Raw genomic sequence first — 22,834 nt, forward strand, 5'->3', positions numbered from 1 at the left:
GATCGGTGGGGGAGAGCGGGCGGATTCAGCGAAGCAGCAGCGCCGTGCACCCGCATCTCGAACCGTCACCGAGCGTGACCCGTCCGGGCGTGCAAACGCGCCGTACCCTGCCCGCGGGATTAGGCTCGGACCAGGCTGACAAGGGGATGGTGTTCATGTGCCGCTGGCTCGCCTACTCGGGTTCACCGCTGCAGCTCGACGCGGTCCTCTACCGCCCGGAGCACTCGCTCATCAACCAGAGCCTGCACGCGCGGATGGGCGTCGAGTCGACCAACGGTGACGGGTTCGGCGTCGGCTGGTACAGCGCGGACGGCAGCGGTGACGGGACGCCCGCCGTCTTCAAGGACATCGCACCGGCCTGGAACAACCGCAACCTGCGGGAGTTGGCCGGGCACGTCCGCTCGCCGCTGTTCTTCGCCCACGTGCGCGCCTCCACCGGATCCGCCATCCAGCAGACCAACTGCCACCCCTTCCGGCACGGGCGGTGGATGTGGATGCACAACGGTGCGATCGCCGACTTCCACCGGCTCCAGCGCGACCTGTGCATGGCGGTGGACCCGGCCCTCTTCCCCTGCATCGAGGGCTCCACCGACTCCGAGGTGATGTTCTACCTGGCGGTCACCTACGGCCTCGACCAGGACGTGCCGGGCGCCGTGGCGCGGATGGTCGGTCTGGTGGAACGGCTCGGCAAGGAGCACGGCGTGAGCGACCCGCTCCAGATGACGGTCGCCGTGAGCGACGGCGAGCGCCTCTGGGCGTTCCGCTACGCGAGCCAGGGCAAGTCCAGGTCGCTCTTCTACAGCAGCGCCGCCGAGACCGTCCGCCACCTCCACCCCGAGCTGCCCTTCCTCGCGGAGGTGTCCGACGCGACGCGGCTGGTGGTGTCCGAGCCGCTGGGCGACCTCCCCGGCGTGTGGAACGAACTGCCGGAGGCCAGCTACGCGGTGATCCCCGCCGCGCCCGGTGTGGACTACCTGCCCTTCGTGCCCGAACCGTAGACGGCCGGCCGTCAGGCGGTGTCCGTGGCCAGCGCGGTCGTCAGGGTGAACAGGGCCCCGTCCGGATCGCGGAGCGCGACCCACCGCTCGCCGGCGTTCGAGGCGATGTCCGAGACCGTACGCCCGCCCAGCTCCACGGCGGCCTCGAGGGCGGGCCGCAGCCGCGGGACGCGGAAGTGGACGTGCCAGCGCGGCCGGGTGTGCGAGGAGTAGGCGGCCGGCTCGACCGGGCCGCTGTTCAGGCGCGCCACCGGCTCGCCGCCCTGCCTCAGCACCACTTGGTCCTCCTCGTAGGACACCTCGCAGCAGCCGGCGCGGCCGGTGGCCCACTCCAGCACCGCCCCGTAGAAGATCGCCCGTCGAAGGCGTTCCTGGTCCGCAGCTCCAGCCAGGCCGGCGCCTGGCCCTTGCCGACCCGCCAGTGGGTGGAGACGGCGCCCTGCCAGATGCCGAAGACGGCGCCGTCGGGATCGGCGGCCAGCGCCGCGCGGCCGCCGGTGGCGAAGGAGACCGGCCCGACCGCGATGGTGCCGCTGCGCTCCCGGACGCGGTCGGCCGCCGCGTCGGCGTCGTCGACGGCGAAGTACGGGGTCCAGGCCACCGCCACGCCCAGGTCGGAGGCGAGCGCGCCGATGCCCGCCACCGGCACGTGGTCCAGTTCGGCGACCGAGAACGCCTCGCCGAGCCGGGCCCGCCGGAAGGTCCAGCCCACGACCGCACCGTAGAAGCGCTGCGCCGTGCCGAGGTCGCGGGCCATCAGGCTCACCCAGCAGGGCGCGCCGAAGACCTCCTTCGTCGATGTCCTCACCGCTCGCTCCGTCCTCCATGAGCCCCCGGCACGCACGACCGCCCCCACCCTCCCACCGAACCATTCTGGTCCATTTCGGGAGGAACCTCTCGACCGGGGCCCAGAGCACGTCACCATGTGGTCACTACCAGTGAGCGGTGGGCGGCGATAGCCTCGGAGTCCCGTGACGCGGACGCCACCCCCGCAGGCCCGGAAGGCAGGTCTCCCATGGCGAGTTCCCAGGTCCCCGTGATCGATCTCGAGCCCTGGCGCTCGGGCGGCTCCGCAGCCCGGGCGCGCACGGCGGCCCGCGTCGACGAGGCCCTGCGGGCCGCCGGATTCCTGCTGGTGACCGGGCACGGAGTCGATCCCTCGCTGCCCGCGCGGATCAGGGCGGCCGCGCGCGAGTTCTTCCTGCTGCCGGGCAGCGCCAAGGCGCCGTACGCGGTGACGGTCGGCGGCCGCGGCTGGCTCGGCCCCGGCGCCGAGGCCAACAGTTACGCGGAGGGCACGGCCTCGCCGCCCGACCTGAAGGAGTCCTGGTCCTGGGCGGCGGACGAACCCACGGGTGTGCCCGCCGTGGACGCCGAGTGGTTCCGTCCCAACGCGTGGCCCGCGCAGGTGCCCCCGCTGCGTCCGCTGGTGACCGAGTACCTGGGCCTGATGCGGGCCCTCTCCGACGAACTGCTGCGTCTGCTGGCCACCGCCCTTGGCCTCGAAGAGGACCACTTCACCCGCCACACCTCACACCCCACCTGGGGGTTCAACGTCAACTGGTACCCGGGCGCCGAGATCGTCGGGCCCCCGCTGCCCGGCCAGTTCCGCATCGGGGCCCACACGGACTTCGGCACGGTCACCGTCCTCGACCGGCAGCAGGGCGCGGGCGGGCTGCAGATCCACACCGACGCCGACGGCTGGCAGGACGCCCCGTACGACCCGGCCGCGCTGACCGTGAACATCGGCGACCTGATGGCTCGTTGGACCGGTGACCGCTGGCGCGCGGGCCGCCACCGCGTCCTGCCGCCGCCCGCCGACGCGCCCGCCGAGGAACTGATCTCGCTCGTCTACTTCTACGAATGCGACGCGCACACCCGCGTGGAGTCCCTGCCCGCGCCCGTCGGGCGCGTGGTGCACGACCCCGTCGACTCCCACCTGTACCTGCGGGAGAAGCTCCGTGCGATCAGCGTCGGCGACGGGAGTGCGGCTCCGGGCTGACCCGGTCTCCTTCCGGAGTGGGACGGCCCTCTCCTCCTGTGAGTTGATGATCGGACAGGGCGTGCTGAGTAGCTTCGGAGGCATGAACCGACGCCGAACGGCCACCGCGACCGCCGCTGCCGCGGCCTTAACCGCCCTCCTCCTGCCGCTGTCCCTCACGGCCGCCGGCCCGGCCGCGGCCGCCGCGTCCGCCCCGTCGGCCGACGCCCGGGCCGCGGCCGACAGCCGCCGCGCCGCCCCGGAACTCCCGCGCCCCACCGGCCGTTTCCCCGTCGGGCAGGAGACGCTCCACCTCGTGGACCGCGGGCGTACGGACCCGTGGGCGGGGTCCGGACCGCGTGAGCTGATGGTCACCATGCGCTACCCGGCGCAGCGGGGCTCCGGCGGCCCCGTGCGCTACCTCACCGGGGAGGAGGCCCGGCTGCTGCTGGCCGACCGGGAGCTGGACGGGGTGATCCCGGCCGAGACCCTCGCCGGCACGGCCGTGCACGCCCGGTCCCAGGCCCGGCCCGCCGCCGGTCGGTACCCGCTGATCGTCCTCTCCCCGGGCTTCGGAGTCCACCGTTCCACCCTCACCTCGCTGGCCGAGGACCTGGCCTCCCGCGGGTACGTGGTCGCCGCCGTCGACCACGCCTACGAGAGCGTGGGCACCGCCTTCCCCGGCGGACGCGTGCTGGAGTGCCTGGCCTGCGAACAGGCGGAGGCGGGCACCCCCATGCGGGAGGTCAGCGACAGCCGCGCCCGCGACGTGACCTTCCTCCTGGACCGCCTCACCGGCCGCCAACCCGCCTGGCGCCACTCCGGCCTCATCGACACGGGCCGCATCGCCATGGCCGGCCACTCCATCGGCGGCGCCTCGGCGCTCGCCGCGATGGCCGCCGACCCGAGGGTCCGCGCCGGGGTCAACATGGACGGCGGACTCGCCACGCCGGCCCCCGCGACCGGGCTCGGCGGGCGCCCCTTCATGCTGCTCGGCGCGCAGGACGGCGTCCCCGGGGGCAATCCGAGCTGGGACCGCGACTGGCCCCGGTTCGACGGCTGGAAGCGCTGGATCACCTTCGCGGATTCCGGCCACTTCACCTTCAGCGACTTCCCGGCCCTGGCCGAACAGCTGGGCCTGCCCGACCCCGAGGTCCCGCTGCCCGGAGCCCGCTCGGTCGAGCTGACCCGGCGCTATGTCGCGGCCTTCTTCGACCAGCACCTCAAGGGCAGGCCCCAGCCCCTCCTGGACGGGCCGTCCCCCGAGGCGCCGGAAGTCCGCTTCCACACACCGTGAACCACCGCTCAGACCACCGTCACCGGGTGCCGCACCACCGCGTCGAACAGATAGCCCTGCGTGTTGTGCGGGGTCGTCGCGGGCTGCGTGCGCCCGGTGGCGTCGGTCGCCCGGGCCAGCAGCGCGGTGGCGCCCGTGGCCCGCGGGGTCCACGGCAGCGACCAGCGCACCCAGCTGCCCCGGCGCGGCGCGTCGTGCAGCCTGGCCCGCTTCCAGCGGGCACCGCCGTCGGTGCTCACCTCCACCCGCTCCACAGGGGCGGCAGCCGACCAGGAACGCCCGGTCAGCAGCCGGGTCCGGTGCACGGGCACGGCCGCCCCCAGCTCGAGCTCGAACGCGCTCTTGAGGGTCTGCCGGCCCATCGGGGCGCCCTCCGGCGCGTAGGAGGGCCCGAACAGCCGGTACGTGTCGGTGTTCCACGGCGAGTACAGCGGCGCGTCGCTGACCTCGATGTCCCCGACCCACTTGACCGAGGAGATCCCGATCCACTCGGGAACGACCAGGCGGACCGGGCCGCCGTGGTCGGGCGGCAGCGGCTCCCCGTTCATCTCGTAGGCGAGCAGTACGTCGTCCAGCGCCTTGGAGACAGGCAGCGGACGCCGCACCCGCCCCAGGTTCACCCCGTTGGTGACGACCTCGTCGTCCAGCCCCCGCGGCAGCACGTCGACCGCACCGCGCGTCACCCCCGCCCGCCGCAGTACGTCCGACAGCCGCGCGCCGCGCCAGCGCGCGACGCCGATCGCGCCCAGGGTCCAGGCGGTGCCGGTGACCTGCCGGCCCTGCTGCGAGGCGTAGAAGCTCCGGCCGTTGCCCGCGCACTCGATGAACAGCGTCCGCTCGACCGCGGGGACACTCCTTGCAGGTCGCGGATACCGACGGACGGTAGGCCCGGCGGCGGGCCGCCGGAAGACACCCGCCGCGATGGCCACGAACCCGCAACACGCACGCAACGGCCGGGGCCCGATTACCGCCGGCCCGCGGTGTTCGGCAGGATGGGCCGCATGACCGAGATCCTGACCCCCCGCCTCATCCTGCGCCGCTGGACCGACGACGACCTCGTCCCCCTCTCCGAGATCAACGGGGACCCGGAGGTGATGCGGTGGATCGGCGACGGTTCGGTCCGCGACCTCGAGGAGACCGCCGAGGACATCGAGCGCTGGGAGGAGGAGTGGGACGAGGAGGGCTTCGGCCTCTTCGCCGTCGAGCTCCTCGGATCCGGCGAGCTCATCGGCGTCGTCGGGCTCTCGGTGCCCGAGTACCTGCCCGAGGTGCTTCCGGCCGTCGAGATCAGCTGGCGGCTCGGCCGCCAGTACTGGGGCCAGGGCTACGCCTCCGAGGCGGCGCACGCCACGTTGGAGTACGCGCTCCAGGACCGGGGGCTGGACCGGGTCGTCGCCGTGAACCGGGTCGGCAACGAGGAGTCCGAGAACGTGATCCGCAAGCTGGGCATGGTCACCGACCACGACACGGCGCACCCCGAGCACGGCCACCTCCTGCGGATCCACGCCATCGACCTCACCGAGTACGAGGCCTGAGCCACGGACCCCGGCCCGAACGAGACGACCTAGGCCGGGGCGGTCCCCGGGGCCTGGGCCGCGTGGCCCGCGCGGACCGCTTCGAGGGCCGCCGCGTGCAGGGCGGCCGGGTCGCCGTGGTGGGGCCGGGGGCTGCCGGTGAGCGTGTACCACTCGTCGGCGTCCTTGTACTGGACGTCGAACCTGGCCAGCCCCCCGGCCACCGCCGTGGTGCACAGGGTGAGCGGGCCGGTGATCACGCCCACCTCGTCGGTCATCGCGCCGCCCGGCCCGGCGAGCACCTCGTCCTGCCACTGCTGTCCGCCGGTCATGAGGCGCAGGTGTCCAGCATGGTCGTGAGCATCTTCTTCTCCGGTTCGGTGACGGTCAGCCCGTAGACGGACTTGACGGTGGTCCAGGCCCGCCCGTACTGGCACCAGCTGGACTTGTCCGGCGGCTGCCACAGGTCGGGGCTCTGGTCGCCCTTCGACCGGTTCGAGGCGGCGGTGACCGCGAGCAGCTGGGGGTTGGCGAGATCGTTGGCGAAGGCCTTGCGCCGGGCGGCGTCCCAGCCGGCCGCGCCGGAGCGCCAGCCCTCGGCGAGCGGCACCATGTGGTCGATGTCCATCTTGGCCGCGTCCGTGACGGCCACGGCGTCGTAGAGGCTCTTCCACGAACCGGACACGGCCCGGCATTCGGCGTCCCGCTTCACGTCGGTGCCGTCCCGCTCGAGGACGACCTCGCGGGTGTCGCACTTGTTGCCCTGCTGAGCCCAGTGCGTGAACTTGTCCCGGCTGTACCCGGCCATCGTGCCGGCCGGTGCCACCTTCAGCGCGGCCAGCTGCGTGCGGGCCGCGGCCGTGGTGACCATGCCGGGCAGCACGTCCCCGCCGGCGGGCTTCCCGTCCGCGGCGGGTGGCGCCGCACGCGAGGCCGAGGCCTTGGGGTCGGGGCCCGTGCCCTTGTCCGCGCCGGGCGCGGCCGGATCGGAGCAGCCGGCCAGGGAGAGCAACAGCAGCGAAGCCGCCAGGACCGCACCGGGCACCCGTATCTGACGAACCATGGACCCCACCCCAAACCGACTCCGCGTCAATGTCCCCTGAACACTACCCAGAACCGGACAAAAAACCGACCACCCACCCTCCGGCGGACGTTGTCAGTGGCGCTCGCTAGTCTCCCCGCATACCGCAGCTCAGGGGGGTTCCCACCCCCCTGTCCGAGCTGCGTGGACAGGGCCGGGACAGGCGGAGGGACACGGGCTGATGGCATGGGTGGCAGCGGGCGAGGGGTACGAGATCGCCCTCGTGGAAGGGCGGGTGGCGGCGCGTTCCGTCACGGGCCGCTCCGCGGGGCGGCAGTTGAAGGCCCTGCCCAGGGCGCTGAAGGACCATCCCGAAGTGGACCGGCTGCGCCGGCTCGCCGAGTGGCTCGACCGGCACGAGGCGGCGTGCGTCGCACAGGCCGACACCTGGATGGTGTCCTCGCTGCCCGTGCCGACGGCGCTGCTCGCCCGGGTCTGGCGGGACGAGGCCTGGCAGAGCGCCCTGCGCGACCTGGCCGTCGTCGGGGACGACCCGGACGAGGTGGGCTTCCTGCGGGACGCCACCGAGTCCGGTGAGCTGAAGGTGGTCAACCTCGACGGGGAGACCGTACGGCTGTCCCCGCGCACCGTGACCCTGCCGCACCCGGTGCTGCTGCCCGACCTGGACGACGTACGGGACTTCGCGGCCGAACTGGGCATCGTGCAGCGGGTCGAGCAGATCCACCGCGCCACCTGGCAGAAGCCGGCCGGGCTCGCCGCCACCGCCACCGAGGTGAAGGACTACGCGGGCGGGGTCTTCCCCACCCGCTTCAGCCTCGCCGCGCGGGCGACGGGCCTCGGCTACCGGGTCTCCGGCGGCTACGCCACCTGCAAGGTCCGCGACACCGGCCGGGCCTCGGAGGCCGCGGTGTGGATCGGCGAGCCCTACTACGACGCGGAAACCAGCACCGGCGCGCTGACCTGGCACGACGGGGAGGGCCGGACCGTACGCCCGGCCGAGGTCGGACCGGTGGCCTGGTCCGAGGGGATGCGGATGGCCGCGGCACTGTACGCCGGGCGCAAGATCGAGGAGGGCGGGGACGCGTGAGCACCACCGACGACAACACCAGCACCACCGGTAAGGACGGTGCGCCCGTGAGCGAGGCCGAACTGCTGCTCAGGGCCGGCGCGGTACTGCCGCTCGGCACCGCGGACGCGGGCCGGACCGCCGTCGACCTGACGGCCCGCTCCTACCGCCACCCCGCCCTCGGCGACGACCGCGTCGTCGTCCGGCTGGCCGCCGCCGAACTGGGCGCGGCCGAGGACCTGGCCGCCGGGTTCCTGGGCCTGGTACCCGAACAGGCCGAGCCGCCCGTCGTCGGCCTCGGTCACCGCCAGGCACTCGGCTTCCCCGAATGGGTCCTCGTCCACCACCCCGAGGACGGCCACCACGCCCTCGCCGTCGTGCCCGAACTCGACCGCATCAGCCGCCAGGCCAAGACGCAGCCCAAGGCCGCGCTCGACGCCTGCATCGAACTCGCCGGCCGGCTCGCCGCCTCCGTGCCGCACTTCCTGCCCGTCTTCCACGAGCAGGCCGCCCGCACCTTCCTGGCCGTCGAGAACACCACCTACGCCGCCCAGCTGTTCGGGCGCGCCCGCGCCGCCGAGGCCCAGTACGGCCTCGGCGTCGACGAGGACCGGCTCGACGCCGTCTTCCTCGAATTCGCCCTGGCCGGCGCCCTCCCCGTGAAGGTGCTCACCGGCTACGGCAAGGAGCTGGCCCTCCGGGTCAGCCCCGCCGAGGCCTACCGCCGCTTCCGCCGCCTGTGCGTACGCCGCACCGCCGGCGGGCTGCCGCCCTCCGCCCAGGCCGCCACCGAACTGCGCCGCCTCGCCCGAGCCGCGGGCCTGACCGGCAGCGAGCCCGAGCAGGACTACCTCGCCGACCTGCTGCCGCTGCCCGCCACCCTGCGCGCCCCGCTCGGCTGGTGGAAGGCCCACCGGACCGCCCTGGTCGAGCTGGCCGGGCGCGTGCCCTCCGTACGCGGCACGCTCCTCGGGCTGACCCCGCCCGGCGGCGGCGACGGCGTCGAACTCACCGACCTGTGGCTGGAGGTCCTGGACGAATCCGGCGCCACCGCCGGGCTGGTATCCGAGGACCTCCCCGCCGACCAGCGCTGCGCCGACGGCACGGCGGGCTGGCTGGAGCGCTTCCACGCCGCCCGCCACACGGGCTGGGGCCGGCGCACCACGCCCGCCGTGCTCCTCGACCTCGTCGAGCGCTGCGCAGGACAGCTCCGCGCCGAACTCGTGCGGCCCGGCCGCGAAGCGGGCCTGCGCGTCGGGGTCCAGGACGCCGACTTCCTCGACCTTCTGCTCACCCTGGGCGTCCCGGTCGCCGACCCCGACACCAAGCGCGGCAGTTACCGGCACGACCGGCTGAACCTGGACGACTGGGCGCGCTCCGACCAGCGCCGGGACCTGCTCGCCCTCGCCGCAGACGAGCGGTTCCACCCGGCCTTCCACGGTGCGCTCAACAGCCTCGGCGAGAGCGGCGACGACATCGTCCGCCGCGTCGCCGCCTCGCCCGGTGGCCGCCCGCTGCTGGCCGAGTGGGTGCGCGGCGTCGCGCGGGCCTCCACCGCCGCCGGGCTGCCCGGCGTCCCGGACGCCATCCAGCGCCTGACCTGGCTGCCCGTCGAGGCCCTCGAACTCGCCCCCGCCGAAGTGGCCGGAGCCGCCGCCGCGGACCTCGCCGAAACCCTCGCCCGTACCCTGCGCGGCGGACTCTTCGAGGAACTGGCCTGGCCCTCCTGGGAGAACGCCGTGGCCGAACTGGCCACCCAGGACCGGCGCGGCCTGACCGTCGTCGAGGCCTGGCCCCACCTCATCGTGGCCAACGCCACGCAGGTCCGGGTCATCGACGCCGACTCCACCGTCCTCACGCACGACCTGCGGGTCCCCGCAGGCTCCCACTACCGCCACGGATTCCACTACGTCGACGGCGAACTGCTCGTCTTCTGGAGCTCCTGGAGCAGCAACGGGACGGAGGGCTACTGGCACACCTCGCCCGGCACCGTCCTCACCCTCGACACCGCCCGTCCGAACTGGCAGCTGCGCTCCGAACACCTCAGCCTGCCCCTCCCGGGCGGCGGGCGCGCCACCGGCGGCGGCATCCTGCACCGGGGCGACACCAGGCTGCCGGACGAGCGGCCCATGCTGTCCGACGGCGCCTCGTACTGGGTGTGGCAGCACCGGGACCAGGCCAACGAGCGGGGCTGGCGGGAGTACGACCCCGCCACCGGTGACCTCGGCCGGTTCTCCCTGCCCGGATTCCTCACCGACAGCCTCGACGGTCACCCGGTGCAGGCCGCCTCCGGCGGGTCCTCCTGTCGGCTGCGGCCCACGCCCACCGTGCCCGGCTCGGTGCTCGGCGCACCCGAGGGCGGCCTGCTCGGCTGGCGCGCCGCCCGCGTCCCCGGCCACGGCTGGCGGGCGGCCGACACCAGCGGACGCACCGTCACCGCCCCCGAAGGCGCCAACATGCCGCTCGCGGCACTCGCCTTCCCCGGCGACGACCGGCCGCGCGCCCTGTCGGCCCACTACCACGAGCTGAGGATCAGCGACCCCGACGGGGTGGTCACCGCCAAGACGCGCGACGACGAGCGCCGGGTGCCCTACGCCACCGGCAGCGTGAACCTCCCCCCGCTCTCCCACTGGTACGCCCTGCGCCCCCGCGACCCCGAGGGCTCGGCCGCGCTGCGCACCGCCGACCGGGAAACCGTCGCCGCCCTGCTCAAGTCCGCCGCCGCGGCGGAGCGGGCCGAGGACCTGCCCGCCCTGGTGAACGCGGCCCTGCCCCAGGTCACCGCCCCCGAGCTGGTCGGCGGCGTCATCGAGGTGCTGCGCTTCGCCCTCGTCCAGCAGAAGGCCCTCGACAGGATCGCCGCGCGCCTCGGCGCGGACGCCGAAGCCGCGGAGACCGGCCCCCAGGGCCCCACCGACGAGTTGATCGACCAGGCGCTGAACGGACTCACCGGCTCCCGCTACTACCGCGGCGGCGCCGACACGGACGTCGCCCACCGCTTCCTGCGCGAACTCGCGGCGGCCCGCGGCGACACCGCGGCGGTCGCCGTACCGGGCAGGCTGCACTTCGACGTGCCCGCCCTTCCCTACTCCGCGCTGGACTGGACACCGCTGCTCGACCAGCCCGCCGCCATCGCCTACCGCGCCGTCGCCGCCGGGACCACCGACGAGCAGCGCGCCGCCCTCGTCTGCATGCTCCACGAGATCGACGCGGCGGGCCTGGCCTCGGCCGAGGGATCCGCCGACCACTGGCGCCGCGTCCTCGTCCACCTCGACCAGCGCCACCTGCGCACCCCCGACGGAGCCGAGCGCAACCTGCACGGGCGCGCCGTGCTCCCGCTCGGCGGCGGAGCGGTCCTCGCCACGACCGAGCACAGCCAATCCGTCCCCGACGGCCATGAGTTCGGCGCGCTGTTCCACGACCCCGCCGGCCGCTTCACCGTCCCCGGGCCCTACACCCTGCGCGGCCACGCCCCGCTGGGCGACCCCGGGCGCGGCCCCGACTGGCTGGCCCGGTTCCTCACCGAGGCGGCGGACCGGGGCCCCGCGCCCTTCGTCCCCGAGGCGGCGGAGGAGTTCGCCCGGCTCACCGGGGTCCCCGGGGCACTGGCCCGGCTGCTGATCGCCGGCCTGCCCTCCGTCGACATGTGGTGGAACAACTTCCTCACCCCCGAGCTGCGCACCCTCCTCGGCCTCAAGGCCGGCGAGGCCGCCCACGCCCGCGACGAGCTCAGGAGCCTCGAGGTCGCGGTCCGGCGGGCCGTCGTCGCCGCGCTGCTGCCCGCCGACCCGGCCCTCCTGTGGACCGAAGGCCCCGACGCGGCGGCCGCCGCCGAGGTGTGGAACCGGCGCGTCGGCCGTCGCACGCCCGTGCCCGACTGGCTGCTCACCGAGGGCACGCGCGTCCTGCGCACCGGATGGGCCGTCCCCAGCGCCCTGTCCGCGCTCCTCGACCCGGCCGCTTCCCCGGAGCTCTCCGTCGACGTGGCGTGGACGGTGAAGGGCGACCACGTGGAACCCCGCGAGCCGGCCACCCGCCCGTTCACCTCAGCCGTCCTGACCTCGGCCATCGGCGCGATGGCCTGGCTCGCGCACCGGCTGCCCGCGGGCGACCCCGTACGAGCGGCCCTGCCGCCCGCGCTGACGGCCGTACGGCAGCGGCTCGCCGCCCCCGAACTACTGCTGGAGAGCGGGCACTACAGCGATCTCACCGAATTCCGGCAGGCGGCGGGCACACCGACCGAGACCGGTGAGGGATTCGAGCGGTACGGCGCGGTGATCATGGCCACCCACGACCACCGGCCCCGGTCGGCGCTCTGCCCGGCGCTGCTGGACTCCACCGGCTCCGACCCGTACCTGGCGATCCTGCGCGGGGACGACCAGCGGCACTCCGCGATCGAGACGGCCCTGCGGGCCGCCCACGACCCGCGCTTCGCCGCGCTGCTCGCCGACCCGGGCGCCCCGGTCGCGGGCGCCGTCGACAAGGACGGCACCTGGTGGCCGCAGGACCCCGGCCGCTCGGTCCCCGACCTGGTGACGGAGGCCGCCGGGGAGCACGGGCTCGGCACAGACGCGGCCGCCCTCTACCTGATGCTGCTCGCCATGCCGGACCCGACCGACCGCAACACCGCGCGCTGGACCGGCTGGAAGCCGGCCCGCCTCAAGGCCGCCCGCGCCGAACTGGCCGCCACCGACCTGGTGGTGCCGGCCGGCCGGAGCCGGGCCGGGCGCTCGCTGTTCCTGCCGGGCGGCTGGGCGGAGATGGCCTCGCCGTTGCTGCCGGTGGAGCAGTGGAAGCTCCCGATGTACGGGCAGCGCCTGCTGGGCCCGCTGGTGCCCGCCGAACCGGCCGCCGACCTCTACCGCAAGGCATGGCAGCGGGTCCGGGAGGGCGACGGCCCGCGCTTCGAGGAGCTCAAGGTGAAGCGCACGCGGGGCCGCGCCCGCCGGACGTGAGGGCGCCCCGGGCCTGACGGCCCGGACTCCGATCGCCTGATCCCGATTCCCGGCCGCGCGGGCACCCGTCGTCCTTCCCCCCCCCCGGCCCTCGCCCGCAGGCGAGGGCCGGGGAAGGGGGCGGAGGGTGCCCGCCCGGCCCGCCCGCCCGCTGCCCACCCGTCGCACGCCGTCCGTATCCGTTCCGCACCACCCAGGAGTACTCCGATGACGCTCACCGACCAGGCCGCCGCAGCGGCGGCGCCCGCCCGGCAGGTCCTGCCCGCCGAAGAGCGGTACGCCGCCGAACTCGCCTTCCTCGCGGCCCAGGACCCCGGCCCCCGCCCGCCCGGCTGGGCGCTGACCCCGCGCAACGTCGTCACCTTCGTCTGCGGCAGCGACGGAGCCGAACTGGCCCTGCCCCAGGGCGGTACCAAGCTGGTCATCGCCCCCAAGTTCGTCGGCGAGCGCGCCCTCGTGGAGCGCTGCGTGGTCACCCTCGCCGGAGAGCGCGGCCTGCTGCTGACCGGCGAGCCCGGCACGGCCAAGTCCATGCTCAGCGAACTGCTGGCCGCCGCCGTCTGCGGCACCAGCTCCCTCACCGTCCAGGGCACGGCCGGGACCACCGAGGACGCCTTCCGGTACGGCTGGAACTACGCGCTGCTGCTCGCCCAGGGGCCGAGCACGGGCGCGCTGGTCGACTCGCCGGTGCTCTCCGCCATGCGGACCGGGCGCGTGGTCCGCGTCGAGGAGATCACCCGCTGCCTCCCGGAGGTCCAGGACGCGCTGGTGTCGATCCTGTCCGACCGGCGGGTGACCGTGCCCGAACTGACCGCCACCGAGGACGCGGTGGTCTCCGCGGCCCCCGGCTTCACCGTCATCGCCACCGCCAACCTGCGCGACCGCGGCGTCTCCGAGATGTCAGCGGCCCTCAAACGGCGCTTCAACTTCGAGACGGTCGCCCCGATCGCCGACGCCGACGCCGAGGCCACCCTGATCCGCCGTCAGGCGGTCGCCGCCGTCCAGCGGGCCGGTGCCTCCTTCGGGGTCGACGACGCCGTGCTCGACGCGCTCGTCACCGTCTTCCGCGACCTGCGCTCGGGACGTTCCGCCGAGGGCTGGGACGTGGAGCGCCCCGGTACGGTGATGTCCACCGCCGAGGCCGTGCAGGTGGCGGCCTCGCTGGGGGTCGCGGCCGCCTACCTGCCGGGCGGGGACGTGCTGGACCTGCTGCCGGGGCACCTGCTGGGCGTCGTACGCAAGGACGACCCGGCCGACCACGGACGGCTGCTGGGCTACTGGGACGGCCCGGTCCGCCGCCGGGCCGAGGACGGCTCGGCCATGTGGCGCCGCCTCTGGGACCTGCGCGGGAGCCTGCGGTGACCCCACCCCAGACGACGGCCGACGCGCGCGACGCCGCCGGCGCGTCGGCCGATCCGCGTACGGCCGTCGAGGCGCTGGCCGCCTCCCGAGAGCCGTACCTGCTCGGGGTGCGCCACCACAGCCCCGCGCTGGCGGCGCTGGTCCCCGAACTGCTGGACGCCTCAGGCGCGGACGCGGTCTGCGTGGAGCTCCCGGTGGACTTCCAGCCGTGGCTGGAGCACCTCGCCGACCCGGAGACTGCCGCCCCCGTCGCCCTGGCCGGCACGGGCCGGGACGGCCGCCTGGCCTTCTACCCCTTCGCCGACTTCTCCCCGGAACTGGCCGCGATCCGCTGGGCCGCCGCGCGCGGGGCGGCCGTCCTGTGCTGCGACCTCCCGCTGTCCGCCGAGGCCTGGACCCGGGTGGACGCGGCGGTCCCGGACCGGGCCGGCGCGCCGCGCGACCGCACCTTCGCCGACGCGCTCGCCGCAGCCGGAACCGGCCGGGACGGCGAGGACATGTGGGACCGGGCCGTCGAGGTACTCGCACCCGGCTGCTCGCCGGAAGCCGTACGGCGGGCCGCCCTCGGCGTCGGATGGGCGCTGCGCTCGGACGCCGCCACCGTCCCGGCGACGGACCTGGCCCGCGAGGCCCACATGCGTGAGGTGATCGGGGGCGCCCTCGCCGCCGGCCACCGCGTGGCCGCCGTGATCGGAGCGTTCCACGCACCGGCCCTCCTCGGCGTACCCGCCCGCGCCCCCTCCCCGGCCGGGGAGGCCGGGACCGCGGCAGCCGGCGGCGACGCCGGGGCGGCGCCCGCAGGACACGGCCGCGGGACCGGACAGACGACCGGGCGCGTGACCGGGAGCGGGACCGGGGTCCGGTCCGGGGCTGCCGGGCAGGGCGCGTCGCAGGCCGTCACCTCGCTCGTGCCGTACTCGTTCGACCTGCTCGACTCCCGCTCCGGGTACCCCGCCGGGATCCGGGACCCGCTGTGGCAGCAGTCCGTCCTCGACGCCGGCGGAGAGCCCCGCCTGGTCTGGGAGGCGGCCTCCGTCGCCGTCACCCGGGTCTGCCGCGAGCTGCGCCGGGCCGGGCACACCGCGGGGACCGGCGAGGCCACCGAGACCCTGCGGCTCGCCTGTGACCTGGCCGTCCTGCGCGGGCTCCCCGCACCGGGCCGGGGCGAACTCCTCGAAGCGCTCACCACCGTCCTCGGGCAGGGCGAACCGCTCGGCCGCGGCCGTGCACTGGCCCGCGCCCTCGAAGCGGTGCTCGTCGGCACCGCACGCGGCCGGATCACCCCGCACGCCCCCCGTTCCGGCCTCGGCCCCTCCGTCGAGGCCGAGCTCACCGAGCTGCGGCTGCCCGGCCCCGAGGACCCCGCCCCGCGCGAGGTCCGCCTCGACCCGCTGCGCTCCGCCCTCGACGGCCGCCGCGAGATCCTCCTCCAGCGGCTCCTGGTCTGCGGAGCCTCCTACGGCGAGCCCCTCACCGTCGCCACCACCGGCGACGGCGCCGCCCTCGGCACCAAGTGGCGGCTGTCCTGGACGCCTTCGGTCCCGGCCCGGCTCGACCTCGCCGGGGTGCGCGGGGTCACGGCCGCCCAGGCCGCCGCCGGCACCCTCCGCGACACCGCCCGCCGCGCCGCCGCCGACGGCGGGCCGACCCCGGAGCGGATCCTCGCCGGACTGGCCGCCGCCGCACGCTGCGATCTGCCCGAACTGGTCGACGTACGCCTCCGGGAGGCGGCCGGAGTCCTGCCGCAGACCGCGACCCTGCCCGAGCTCCTCGAGGCCCTCGACCTCCTGGAGGCACTCCACCGCGGCCATCTCCCCGGCACCGGCGACACCTCCCGCGCCACCGCCGCCGCACTCACCGGGGATCTGCTCGAAGCGGCCGTCCGCTCCCTGCCCGGCCTCGCCGGCAGCGAGGACCCCGCCGACGCCGCGGCCCTGGTGGCCCTCGCCGACCGCGCCGCCGCCCACCACCTCGGGCTGCGCACCGACGAGGCCCTCGCCGCCCTGGCCGCTTCCGCCTCCCCGCTGATCCAGGGCGCGGCCCTGGCCGTACGGGTCCTCCTCGACCTCGATCCGGCCGCCCGGCTCGGCGAGCGCGCCGGCGGCTGGATCGACGCCGCGGCGGCCCCCGACGCGCGCCGCGCCCTGACCCGCCGGCTCGGCGGAGTGCTCACCGCGGCGGGACCGCTCCTGCAGTCCTCCCCGGCCGCGCTCACGCCGCTCCTCGACCGGGTCGAGCACCTCGGCGACCAGGACTTCCTCGACCGCCTCCCGGCCCTGCGCGGGGGCTTCGACACCCTGTCTCCCGCCGACCGGGACCGGCTGCTGGACACCGTCGGCGAGCGACTGGGCGACCGGGTCGACCTCGCGCTCGACGCGCCGCCCGCGCTGCTCGCCCTCTGGGCCGCCGCCGACGCCGCCGGACTCGCGGCGCTGAAGGAACTCCCGCTGCCCGGGGCGGCCGTACCGGCCCAGGACCACGGCCGCGCCGAAGCCCCGGATCCGGATCCGGCCGCGCTGGGCACATCCGGGCCCGCCCGCGCCGCGCACCCCGGCCCGCGCCTCGCGCCCGCCGACCGCTGGAGGCTGCTGCTCGGCCGTGAGCGCGACCGGCTCCCCGCCGGCGCCCGCCGCTACGCCCACGCCCTCGACGAGCTCTACGGCGCCGGCCGCGGCGAAGGCTCCACCGACCTCGACGGCGGCAGGGGAGGACAGGGCGGCGGCCGGGAACACTCCTTCCCCACCGCCCGGGAGTGGTCGCAGGAGCTGGAGGCGCTGTTCGGCGCCGAGGTACGGGAAGAGGTGCTCGGCGGAGCGGCCGAGGCGGGCCGCACCGACGTGCTCTCCCAGCTCGACCCGGCGTCCGTACGGCCCTCCGTGGAACTCCTCAGCTCCGTCCTGTCCCTCGCAGGCGGGATGCCCGAGGCCCAGCTCGCCACGCTGCGGCCCCTGGTCAGGCGGCTGGTCGAGGAACTGACCAGGGAACTGGCCACCCGGATGCGCCCGGCCCTCTCCGGCCTCGCCACCCCGCGCCCCACCCGCCGCCCCGGCGGCAGACTGGACCTGGCCCGCACCCTGCGCGCCAATCTCGCGCACACCCGGCGGCGGCCCGACGGCAGCGTGGTCGTGGTCCCGGAACGGCCCGTGTTCAGCACGCGGGCCGGCCGCGAGAGCGACTGGCGGCTGATCCTGGTCGTCGACGTCTCCGGCTCGATGGAGGCCTCCGTCATCTGGTCGGCGCTGACCGCGGCCGTGCTGGGCGGAGTGCCCACCCTGTCCACCCACTTCCTCGCCTTCTCCACCCAGGTCCTGGACCTCACCGACCGGGTCGAGGACCCGCTCTCCCTGTTGCTCGAGGTCCGGGTCGGCGGCGGTACGCACATCGCCGCCGGACTCGCGCACGCCCGCTCGCTGATGACCGTCCCGAGCCGCACCCTCGTCGTCGTGGTCAGCGACTTCGAGGAGGGCGCACCGATCGGCGGACTGCTCGGCGAGGTCCGCGCACTGGCCGCCTCCGGCGCCCACCTGCTCGGCTGCGCCGCGCTCGACGACACGGGGACCCCGCGGTACTCGGTCCCGGTCGCCCGGCAGCTCGTCGCCGCCGGGATGCCGGTGGCCGCCCTCAGCCCGCTCGCCCTCGCCCGCTGGGTGGGCGACCGACTCCGTGGAGAACCCCGTTGACCACCGAACTGCCGCCCGTCGCACCGGAGGTGCTCGCCGAGGCCGTCGAGCAGCTCAGCGCACGGCTGCGCAAAAAGCTGGACGCCGCCACCGCGAGCTGCGGCGCGCTCGCGTCCGGCGGGGCCGACGGAGACGGAGCCGTCGTCCTCGCCTTCGGGGAGGACGCCGTCGTCACCCTGCGGCCCGGCCCGGGCGGCGCGGTCACCGAGCCCGGACAGGCGGTCTGCACCTGCCTCCTGGCCCCCCGCTGCCTCCACCGCGCCGCCGCCCTGGGCGCCGCCCCCCTGACTGACCCGGCCCAGGCCCTGGACCCGGGCTCGGGCCAAGTCCCGGGCTCGGCCCAGGCCCAAGACCCGGGTTCGGGTCAGGTCCCGGGCCCGGGCTCGGGTCAGGCCCCGGACCCGGGCTCGGGCCGAGTCCCCGGCGCTGCCGCAGCCGCGGGCCGGGCCCAGGGGGCTCGGGGAGCGGATTCGGCCGGGTCTGCGGCCGAGCCCGACCCGCCGGCAGGGCGCTCCGCCCCCGGCGCCACGCTCACCGAGGCCCAGCGCAGCGCCGCGGCCGGGCTCTGGCGGGTCTCCGCCGAGGCGCTCGCCGCCGGGGTCACCGCCGGAGGGGCCGTGGTCCAGGCCGAGTTGCTGCGCGCCGCGCACACCGCCCGCCTCGCCGGGCTGCCACGCGCCGAGGCGGCCGCGCTGCGCGTCGTACGGGGCCTGCGCGCCGCCCGCGGGCAGCAGGCCGGTCAACGGCTCGGCGCGCTCACCGAGGCCTTCCGCGAACTCCTGCGCACCGCCGCCCTGCTGGCCGCCGGCCGCGCCGATCCCGCCCTGACCGGCACCGCCCGCCGTGCCTACGCGCCCGGCGGCAGCCTCCAGGTGTACGGCCTGTGCCGGGAGCCGGTTCTCTCGGCCACCGGCTACGGGGGAGTGGTCACGCACCTGCTGGCCCCCGACGGCGCCGCGTACTCGCTCTCCGACGTCCGCCCCGGCGGCCTGGCCCGGGCCCGCGGCGCGGGGACGGCCTCCGTCGCGCTCGGCGGGGCCGTCCTCGACCACGCCGGGCTGGCCCGCGGCGGCCTGCGCGTCGTCGGCGCAACCGTCTCCCCGGAGGGCCGGCTCGGCGCCGGACGCGGGGTCAAGGCGACCCCGCTGCGCGGGATCCCGTGGACCGAGGGGCCCGCCGCGGCGCTCTTCGCGCGGCCCGCCGCCGAGGCGCTCGCCGACCCCCCCGCGGATGCCGAGGACGCCGAACCGGCCCTGCTCGGCTGCGAGGTCGCCGTCGTCGGCGCGGCCGGGGAACACCTCCACGTGCGTGAACTGCGGCCGGGCGCGCCCCTGCTGCGGCTGCGGCCCGCCCACCCCCACCCCGAGCTGGCGCATACGGCGAACCTGCGCCGCCTCGGCTCGTACCCCGGTCTGCGGCTGCGCGTCCTGGGCCGCCCCGACCTGGACCGGGCCGCCACCCTGAGTCCGCTCGCCGTCGGCCCGGTGCCCGGCGCGGAGTACACCCTGCGGCTGCCCGAGGAGTGGCTGGGCCGGGCGGACCTCGGCTACGACCGCCTCCAGGGCGTCCACTTCCCGCCGGCGGCCACCGCCGGGCCCGCTCCCGAACCGGCCCCCGCCGGCCCGGACCCGCTGGCCGACTCACCGCTGTGGCGCGTACGCCGCCTCCTGGAGACCGGGGTCGCGGGCGGCCGACGAGCCGTGGCCGAGGCGGCCCGGGGCACCGAACCCCTCGCCGCGTACGGCCCGCTCCGCCGGGCCGGGCTCACCGGGGCGGCCGACCTGGCCGCGGCCCTCGCCGCCGAGGCCGACCGCCGCCCCCGCGACGGCTTCGGCCGCCTCGCGGACCCCTCCGCGGAGGGCTACGCCCACGCCTGGCTGTCCACGGCCACCCACCTGGCAGCAGCGGAACGCTCCCTGGTCTCCGCCTCCTGGGCCCCCGCCCCGGAAGCCTGATCCGCGCACCGGATCGGGCAGGTCAGCGGGCAGATCAGCGGGGAGGGGCGGGGGCGGGGGCGGGGACGGAGGCGGAGGCGGGTGCGGGTGCGGGTGCGGGTGCCTGGGCGTCCCACAGGGCGCAGTGGTGCTCGGTGCGGGCGTCGATCGGGCCGATGCCGGACGGGCCCGGGGCCAGGGACAGGACCGAGGGGGTCTGGGGGCGGAAGCGGGGCCAGGGCGGGACACCCGGTGAGCCGGGGGCACCGGTGCGGGCGAAAGCGGTCCAGTAGTCGGTCATCCGGTCCGCCAGGGCCCGCTGCGGGGCGTTCAGCGGCGCCAGTTCGAAGAGGTAGGGCAGCTCGAAGCCGTGCGAGGCCCCGTACGGCAGCCCCGGTGCGTCCGGCAGCCCGGTGAAGTTGGGCGCCCCGCGGTCGGAGAACCGGTAGGCGTACGCCGGTACGTGCCGGGCCAGTGCGCCGCCGTCCCGCAGCGTCGGGCAGGTGAAGGAGGCGTCGGACAGCAAGGTCGCCCAGGCCGTCGCCGGCGTCGGATAGGCCGTCACCGGATAGCCCGCCTCGACGGCGCGGGCCGTCGGGGCCCCGAACGACCGTTCCAGCCGGTCCCGGTAGGCGGCCCCGTCGGCGATCGGGTACGCCGCCAGGGTCGGTCCGAGGAAGATCCGCATCTCGTCGCGCGTGCTGCCCTGCATCACCGGCACCCGGTGGAACCGTCCGTTCTCCAGGGCCCGTCGGGGTTCCTCGGGCAGCAGGGCGCCGCCGTAGGGGACCTTGGAGAAGGTCTGCATCAGCTCCGGTGTGGCCAGCTCTCGGGCGTCCAGGCGGCGCAGGCAGTCCAGGACTCCGTCGGGCCCCGCGCAGCCGAGCCGCGCCGCCGCCAGGTCCCCGTCCGACACCGTGGTCCGCTCGGGGACGAAGGGCTCGTACGCGCCGAGTGCGGGAAGCAGCGACCAGGGCGGGATCGTGGTCGAGCACGATCCGCTCTGCACGATCGCCCGGTGGAACAGCCCGGCCGAGTCGGGGGAGGTGAGGTGGGCGCAGACGCTGAGGGCGCCCGCCGATTCGCCGAACACCGTGACGCTGCCCGGGTCGCCGCCGAACCTGCCCGCGTTCGCCCGCACCCAGCGCAGCGCGGCCTGCTGGTCGGCGAGGGCGAAACCGGGAGCCCCGCCGAGCTCCGGATGGCCGAACAGGCCGAAGACGCCCAGCCGGTAGTTGACGGTCACGACCACCACGTCGCCCCGGACGGCGAGCCGTTCGGGCCGGTACGCGTCACCCGCGCCGTTGACGAAGCCCCCGCCGTGGAACCAGACCATGACGGGCCGCCCCGCACCGCCCCGGGCGGGTGCGGCCGAGGGCAGGGTGACGTTCAGGTACAGGCAGTCCTCGGAACCGCTCGGTCCGCCCGGCCCGAACGCGGGCAGCTGCACGCAGCGCGGCCCGGGAGCACCCGCGTCGCGCACGCCCTGCCAGCGGGGCGCCGGCTCCGGAAGCCGCCAGCGCAGCGCGCCGGTCGGGGCGGCGGCGTACGGGACACCCTCGAAGGAGCGGTGGGCGCCGTGCTCCAGGCCGCGCACCCGCCCCCGGTCGGTGTCCACCACGGGCCGCTCCACCACGGGCCGCTCCACGACCGGCCGCTCCACGACGGGCCGTTCGGCCGAGGGCCGCTCAGGCCCGGGCGACGCGGCCACCAGCAGCACCGCCGGGAGCGAGAACGTCAGCGGTCGTACGCACCGGCGCCACAACCTCCGCACATCGGGCACGCGTCGAGCCTTTCCCCAGGGACGCGCCAGCGCGCCCGGCGACCCCCGTTTGCCCGCCCCGAATGGCGCAGTGAGCGGATCTGACCGTCAATGTAACAAAGCGTGCGCTTCCCATGACGCACGATGACCGGCGCGCGATGTGTAGACCCGCGTGTCGGCGAACGGAGCTTTCCATGAATGACCCCATCACCCTCGCGGCGACGGACCGAGAAGACCGCCACGGGATCCCCGACACCACTCCTCCGGACGCACCGTCGCCGGGCCCCGAGCCCGTGCGCACCCTGCTGGACACGGCGGCCACCTGCCGTCCCCTGGAGGAGGTCACCGCCCTGGTGAGCCTGCTCAAGGACACCGGCCAGCTGCCCAACCCCGGACACGAGGCGCTGCGCACGGCGGCCGTGACCCGTCCCGTGCACGAGGTGCGGCAGATGGTCGCCCTGCTGGGCGAGCCCCCGCACGAGGTCGACGCGGCGGACATCACGCTGCGCGCCGCCGCCGTCGGCCGGCCCATCGAGGACGTGGCCCTGCTGGTGACCATCCTCGGGACCGAGGAGCCGCCCCGGCCCGCCCCGTCCGACCCGGCCGCACAGCCCACGCGGTCCGAGGTGCACGACCGCCCCGGGGAGGAGCGGGCCGAAGCGGCGGGGCCGCCCGGGCCCGAGGAGGAGGCGTACGAGGAGGAGCCGTACGAGCCGCCGTACCGGGAGCTGTACGACGCCCCCTACGAGCAGCGGCGCCGGCCGACCGGACCGGGCCCGGACCCGGCCCGCCCCGAACCGGCCCGCCCCGGTCCGCCGGTGCTGCGGCACATGCTGCGCTGGCCGGTGGCGATCGCCCTGCTGGTCACCGGCGCCCCGCACCTTCCGATGGACCTGGCGGCCCTGTCGTCAGGGGCACCGCTGGACTTCCTGCCGCTCCTCGTCACCGTGCTCTGCATCGGCTTCGGGGCGCTGCTGGCGGTGCGGGACACCACGATGGTGTGGCGGGCGGCGGCGGTCACGGCCGTCGGCGTCGTCGCACTGCACGTGTCCGGCGGAGCGGCGGCCTTCGACCCCCTGGCCGGGGCGGTCGGCGGGTCCGTCGCCTGGGCGGGCAGCGTCGTCATGCTCAGCGCGGCGGCCGGCGCCGTCCTCGCGGGAGTGGCGCTGAGGAACCCGGGGCAGAGCGCGGCCTGATCCGGCGGTGAACGAGCGGCACCCCGTGCGTACCCGGCACGGGGTGC

At 76.0% G+C, this 22,834-nt stretch carries 13 protein-coding genes and 2 pseudogenes; 10 read left to right on the forward strand and 5 right to left on the reverse strand.

Features of this window, described 5'->3' with window-relative positions:
- Positions 1-155 precede the first annotated feature (155 nt).
- Entirely contained in the window at positions 156-998 is an 843-nt protein-coding gene (locus tag ACTVZO_RS35580) for a class II glutamine amidotransferase (protein ID WP_443302261.1), read from the forward strand.
- An 11-nt stretch (positions 999-1,009) separates the two neighbouring features.
- Here the strand turns inward: ACTVZO_RS35580 and ACTVZO_RS35585 are convergent.
- Positions 1,010-1,755, reverse strand: a pseudogene (locus ACTVZO_RS35585) (VOC family protein).
- 258 nt (positions 1,756-2,013) lie between these two features.
- Here ACTVZO_RS35585 and ACTVZO_RS35590 point away from each other — a divergent pair.
- Together ACTVZO_RS35590 and ACTVZO_RS35595 are read left to right on the forward strand one after the other, a co-directional pair.
- Positions 2,014-3,000 (forward strand): isopenicillin N synthase family dioxygenase, encoded by a 987-nt coding sequence (locus tag ACTVZO_RS35590; RefSeq protein ID WP_443302262.1) that lies wholly within the window; start codon positions 2,014-2,016, stop codon positions 2,998-3,000.
- A gap of 82 nt (positions 3,001-3,082) precedes the next feature.
- Entirely contained in the window at positions 3,083-4,276 is a 1,194-nt protein-coding gene (locus tag ACTVZO_RS35595; RefSeq protein ID WP_443302263.1) for an alpha/beta hydrolase family protein, read from the forward strand.
- A gap of 8 nt (positions 4,277-4,284) precedes the next feature.
- Here the strand turns inward: ACTVZO_RS35595 and ACTVZO_RS35600 are convergent.
- Positions 4,285-5,130 (reverse strand): annotated as a pseudogene (locus ACTVZO_RS35600) (molybdopterin-dependent oxidoreductase); the annotation flags it as partial.
- 147 nt (positions 5,131-5,277) lie between these two features.
- Between ACTVZO_RS35600 and ACTVZO_RS35605 the strand changes: the two are divergent.
- A complete protein-coding gene (locus ACTVZO_RS35605; protein WP_443302264.1) occupies positions 5,278-5,811 on the forward strand; it encodes a GNAT family N-acetyltransferase in 534 nt (177 codons plus the stop codon).
- Between the two features lie 29 nt (positions 5,812-5,840).
- Here ACTVZO_RS35605 and ACTVZO_RS35610 read toward each other — a convergent pair whose 3' ends face one another.
- Both ACTVZO_RS35610 and ACTVZO_RS35615 read right to left on the reverse strand, forming a co-directional pair.
- A complete protein-coding gene (locus ACTVZO_RS35610; protein WP_443302265.1) occupies positions 5,841-6,122 on the reverse strand; it encodes a hypothetical protein in 282 nt (93 codons plus the stop codon).
- Positions 6,119-6,853, reverse strand: coding sequence for an HNH endonuclease family protein (locus ACTVZO_RS35615; protein WP_443302266.1), 735 nt, complete (start codon positions 6,851-6,853; stop codon positions 6,119-6,121). Before ACTVZO_RS35615 ends, ACTVZO_RS35610 begins: the two co-directional genes overlap by 4 nt.
- Positions 6,854-7,052: 199 nt before the next feature.
- Here ACTVZO_RS35615 and ACTVZO_RS35620 point away from each other — a divergent pair, with 199 nt between their 5' ends.
- The 5 genes from ACTVZO_RS35620 (at position 7,053) to ACTVZO_RS35640 (ending at position 19,850) form a co-directional block, all read left to right on the forward strand.
- On the forward strand, positions 7,053-7,919 hold the full coding sequence (locus ACTVZO_RS35620) for a DUF4132 domain-containing protein (protein ID WP_443302267.1): 867 nt from the start codon (positions 7,053-7,055) through the stop codon (positions 7,917-7,919).
- Positions 7,916-12,853, forward strand: a complete 4,938-nt coding sequence (locus tag ACTVZO_RS35625; protein ID WP_443302268.1) for a DNA-binding protein — start codon at positions 7,916-7,918, stop codon at positions 12,851-12,853. Before ACTVZO_RS35620 ends, ACTVZO_RS35625 begins: the two co-directional genes overlap by 4 nt.
- Before the next feature lie 207 nt (positions 12,854-13,060).
- Positions 13,061-14,215 carry an ATP-binding protein gene (locus ACTVZO_RS35630; RefSeq protein ID WP_443302269.1) on the forward strand — a complete coding sequence of 385 codons (1,155 nt, stop codon included), beginning with the start codon at positions 13,061-13,063 and terminating at the stop codon, positions 14,213-14,215.
- Positions 14,212-17,895, forward strand: a complete 3,684-nt coding sequence (locus ACTVZO_RS35635) for a vWA domain-containing protein (protein ID WP_443302270.1) — start codon at positions 14,212-14,214, stop codon at positions 17,893-17,895. The genes ACTVZO_RS35630 and ACTVZO_RS35635 overlap by 4 nt, the downstream gene beginning before the upstream one ends.
- Entirely contained in the window at positions 17,892-19,850 is a 1,959-nt protein-coding gene (locus ACTVZO_RS35640; RefSeq protein WP_443302271.1) for a hypothetical protein, read from the forward strand. The genes ACTVZO_RS35635 and ACTVZO_RS35640 overlap by 4 nt, the downstream gene beginning before the upstream one ends.
- Before the next feature lie 34 nt (positions 19,851-19,884).
- Here the strand turns inward: ACTVZO_RS35640 and ACTVZO_RS35645 are convergent, their stop codons facing one another.
- Positions 19,885-21,612: a carboxylesterase/lipase family protein gene (locus ACTVZO_RS35645; protein ID WP_443302272.1), complete on the reverse strand. Its 1,728-nt coding sequence runs from the start codon at positions 21,610-21,612 to the stop codon at positions 19,885-19,887.
- A gap of 173 nt (positions 21,613-21,785) precedes the next feature.
- Between ACTVZO_RS35645 and ACTVZO_RS35650 the strand changes: the two genes are divergently transcribed.
- A complete protein-coding gene (locus tag ACTVZO_RS35650) occupies positions 21,786-22,787 on the forward strand; it encodes a hypothetical protein (protein ID WP_443302273.1) in 1,002 nt (333 codons plus the stop codon).
- The last annotated feature ends 47 nt before the right edge of the window (positions 22,788-22,834 follow it).

This window comes from Streptomyces sp. IBSNAI002, from assembly GCF_052244475.1.
Taxonomy (GTDB): Bacteria; Actinomycetota; Actinomycetes; order Streptomycetales; family Streptomycetaceae; genus Streptomyces.

Bases quoted from the DNA above. Each gene is read 5' to 3' on its own strand.
- ACTVZO_RS35580 (WP_443302261.1), top strand. From the start codon at position 156: ATGTGCCGCTGGCTCGCCTACTCGGGTTCACCGCTGCAGCTCGACGCG.
- ACTVZO_RS35590 (WP_443302262.1), top strand. From the start codon at position 2,014: ATGGCGAGTTCCCAGGTCCCCGTGATCGATCTCGAGCCCTGGCGCTCG.
- ACTVZO_RS35595 (WP_443302263.1), top strand. From the start codon at position 3,083: ATGAACCGACGCCGAACGGCCACCGCGACCGCCGCTGCCGCGGCCTTA.
- ACTVZO_RS35605 (WP_443302264.1), top strand. From the start codon at position 5,278: ATGACCGAGATCCTGACCCCCCGCCTCATCCTGCGCCGCTGGACCGAC.
- ACTVZO_RS35610 (WP_443302265.1), bottom strand. From the start codon at position 6,122: ATGACCGGCGGACAGCAGTGGCAGGACGAGGTGCTCGCCGGGCCGGGC.
- ACTVZO_RS35615 (WP_443302266.1), bottom strand. From the start codon at position 6,853: ATGGTTCGTCAGATACGGGTGCCCGGTGCGGTCCTGGCGGCTTCGCTG.
- ACTVZO_RS35620 (WP_443302267.1), top strand. From the start codon at position 7,053: ATGGCATGGGTGGCAGCGGGCGAGGGGTACGAGATCGCCCTCGTGGAA.
- ACTVZO_RS35630 (WP_443302269.1), top strand. From the start codon at position 13,061: ATGACGCTCACCGACCAGGCCGCCGCAGCGGCGGCGCCCGCCCGGCAG.
- ACTVZO_RS35650 (WP_443302273.1), top strand. From the start codon at position 21,786: ATGAATGACCCCATCACCCTCGCGGCGACGGACCGAGAAGACCGCCAC.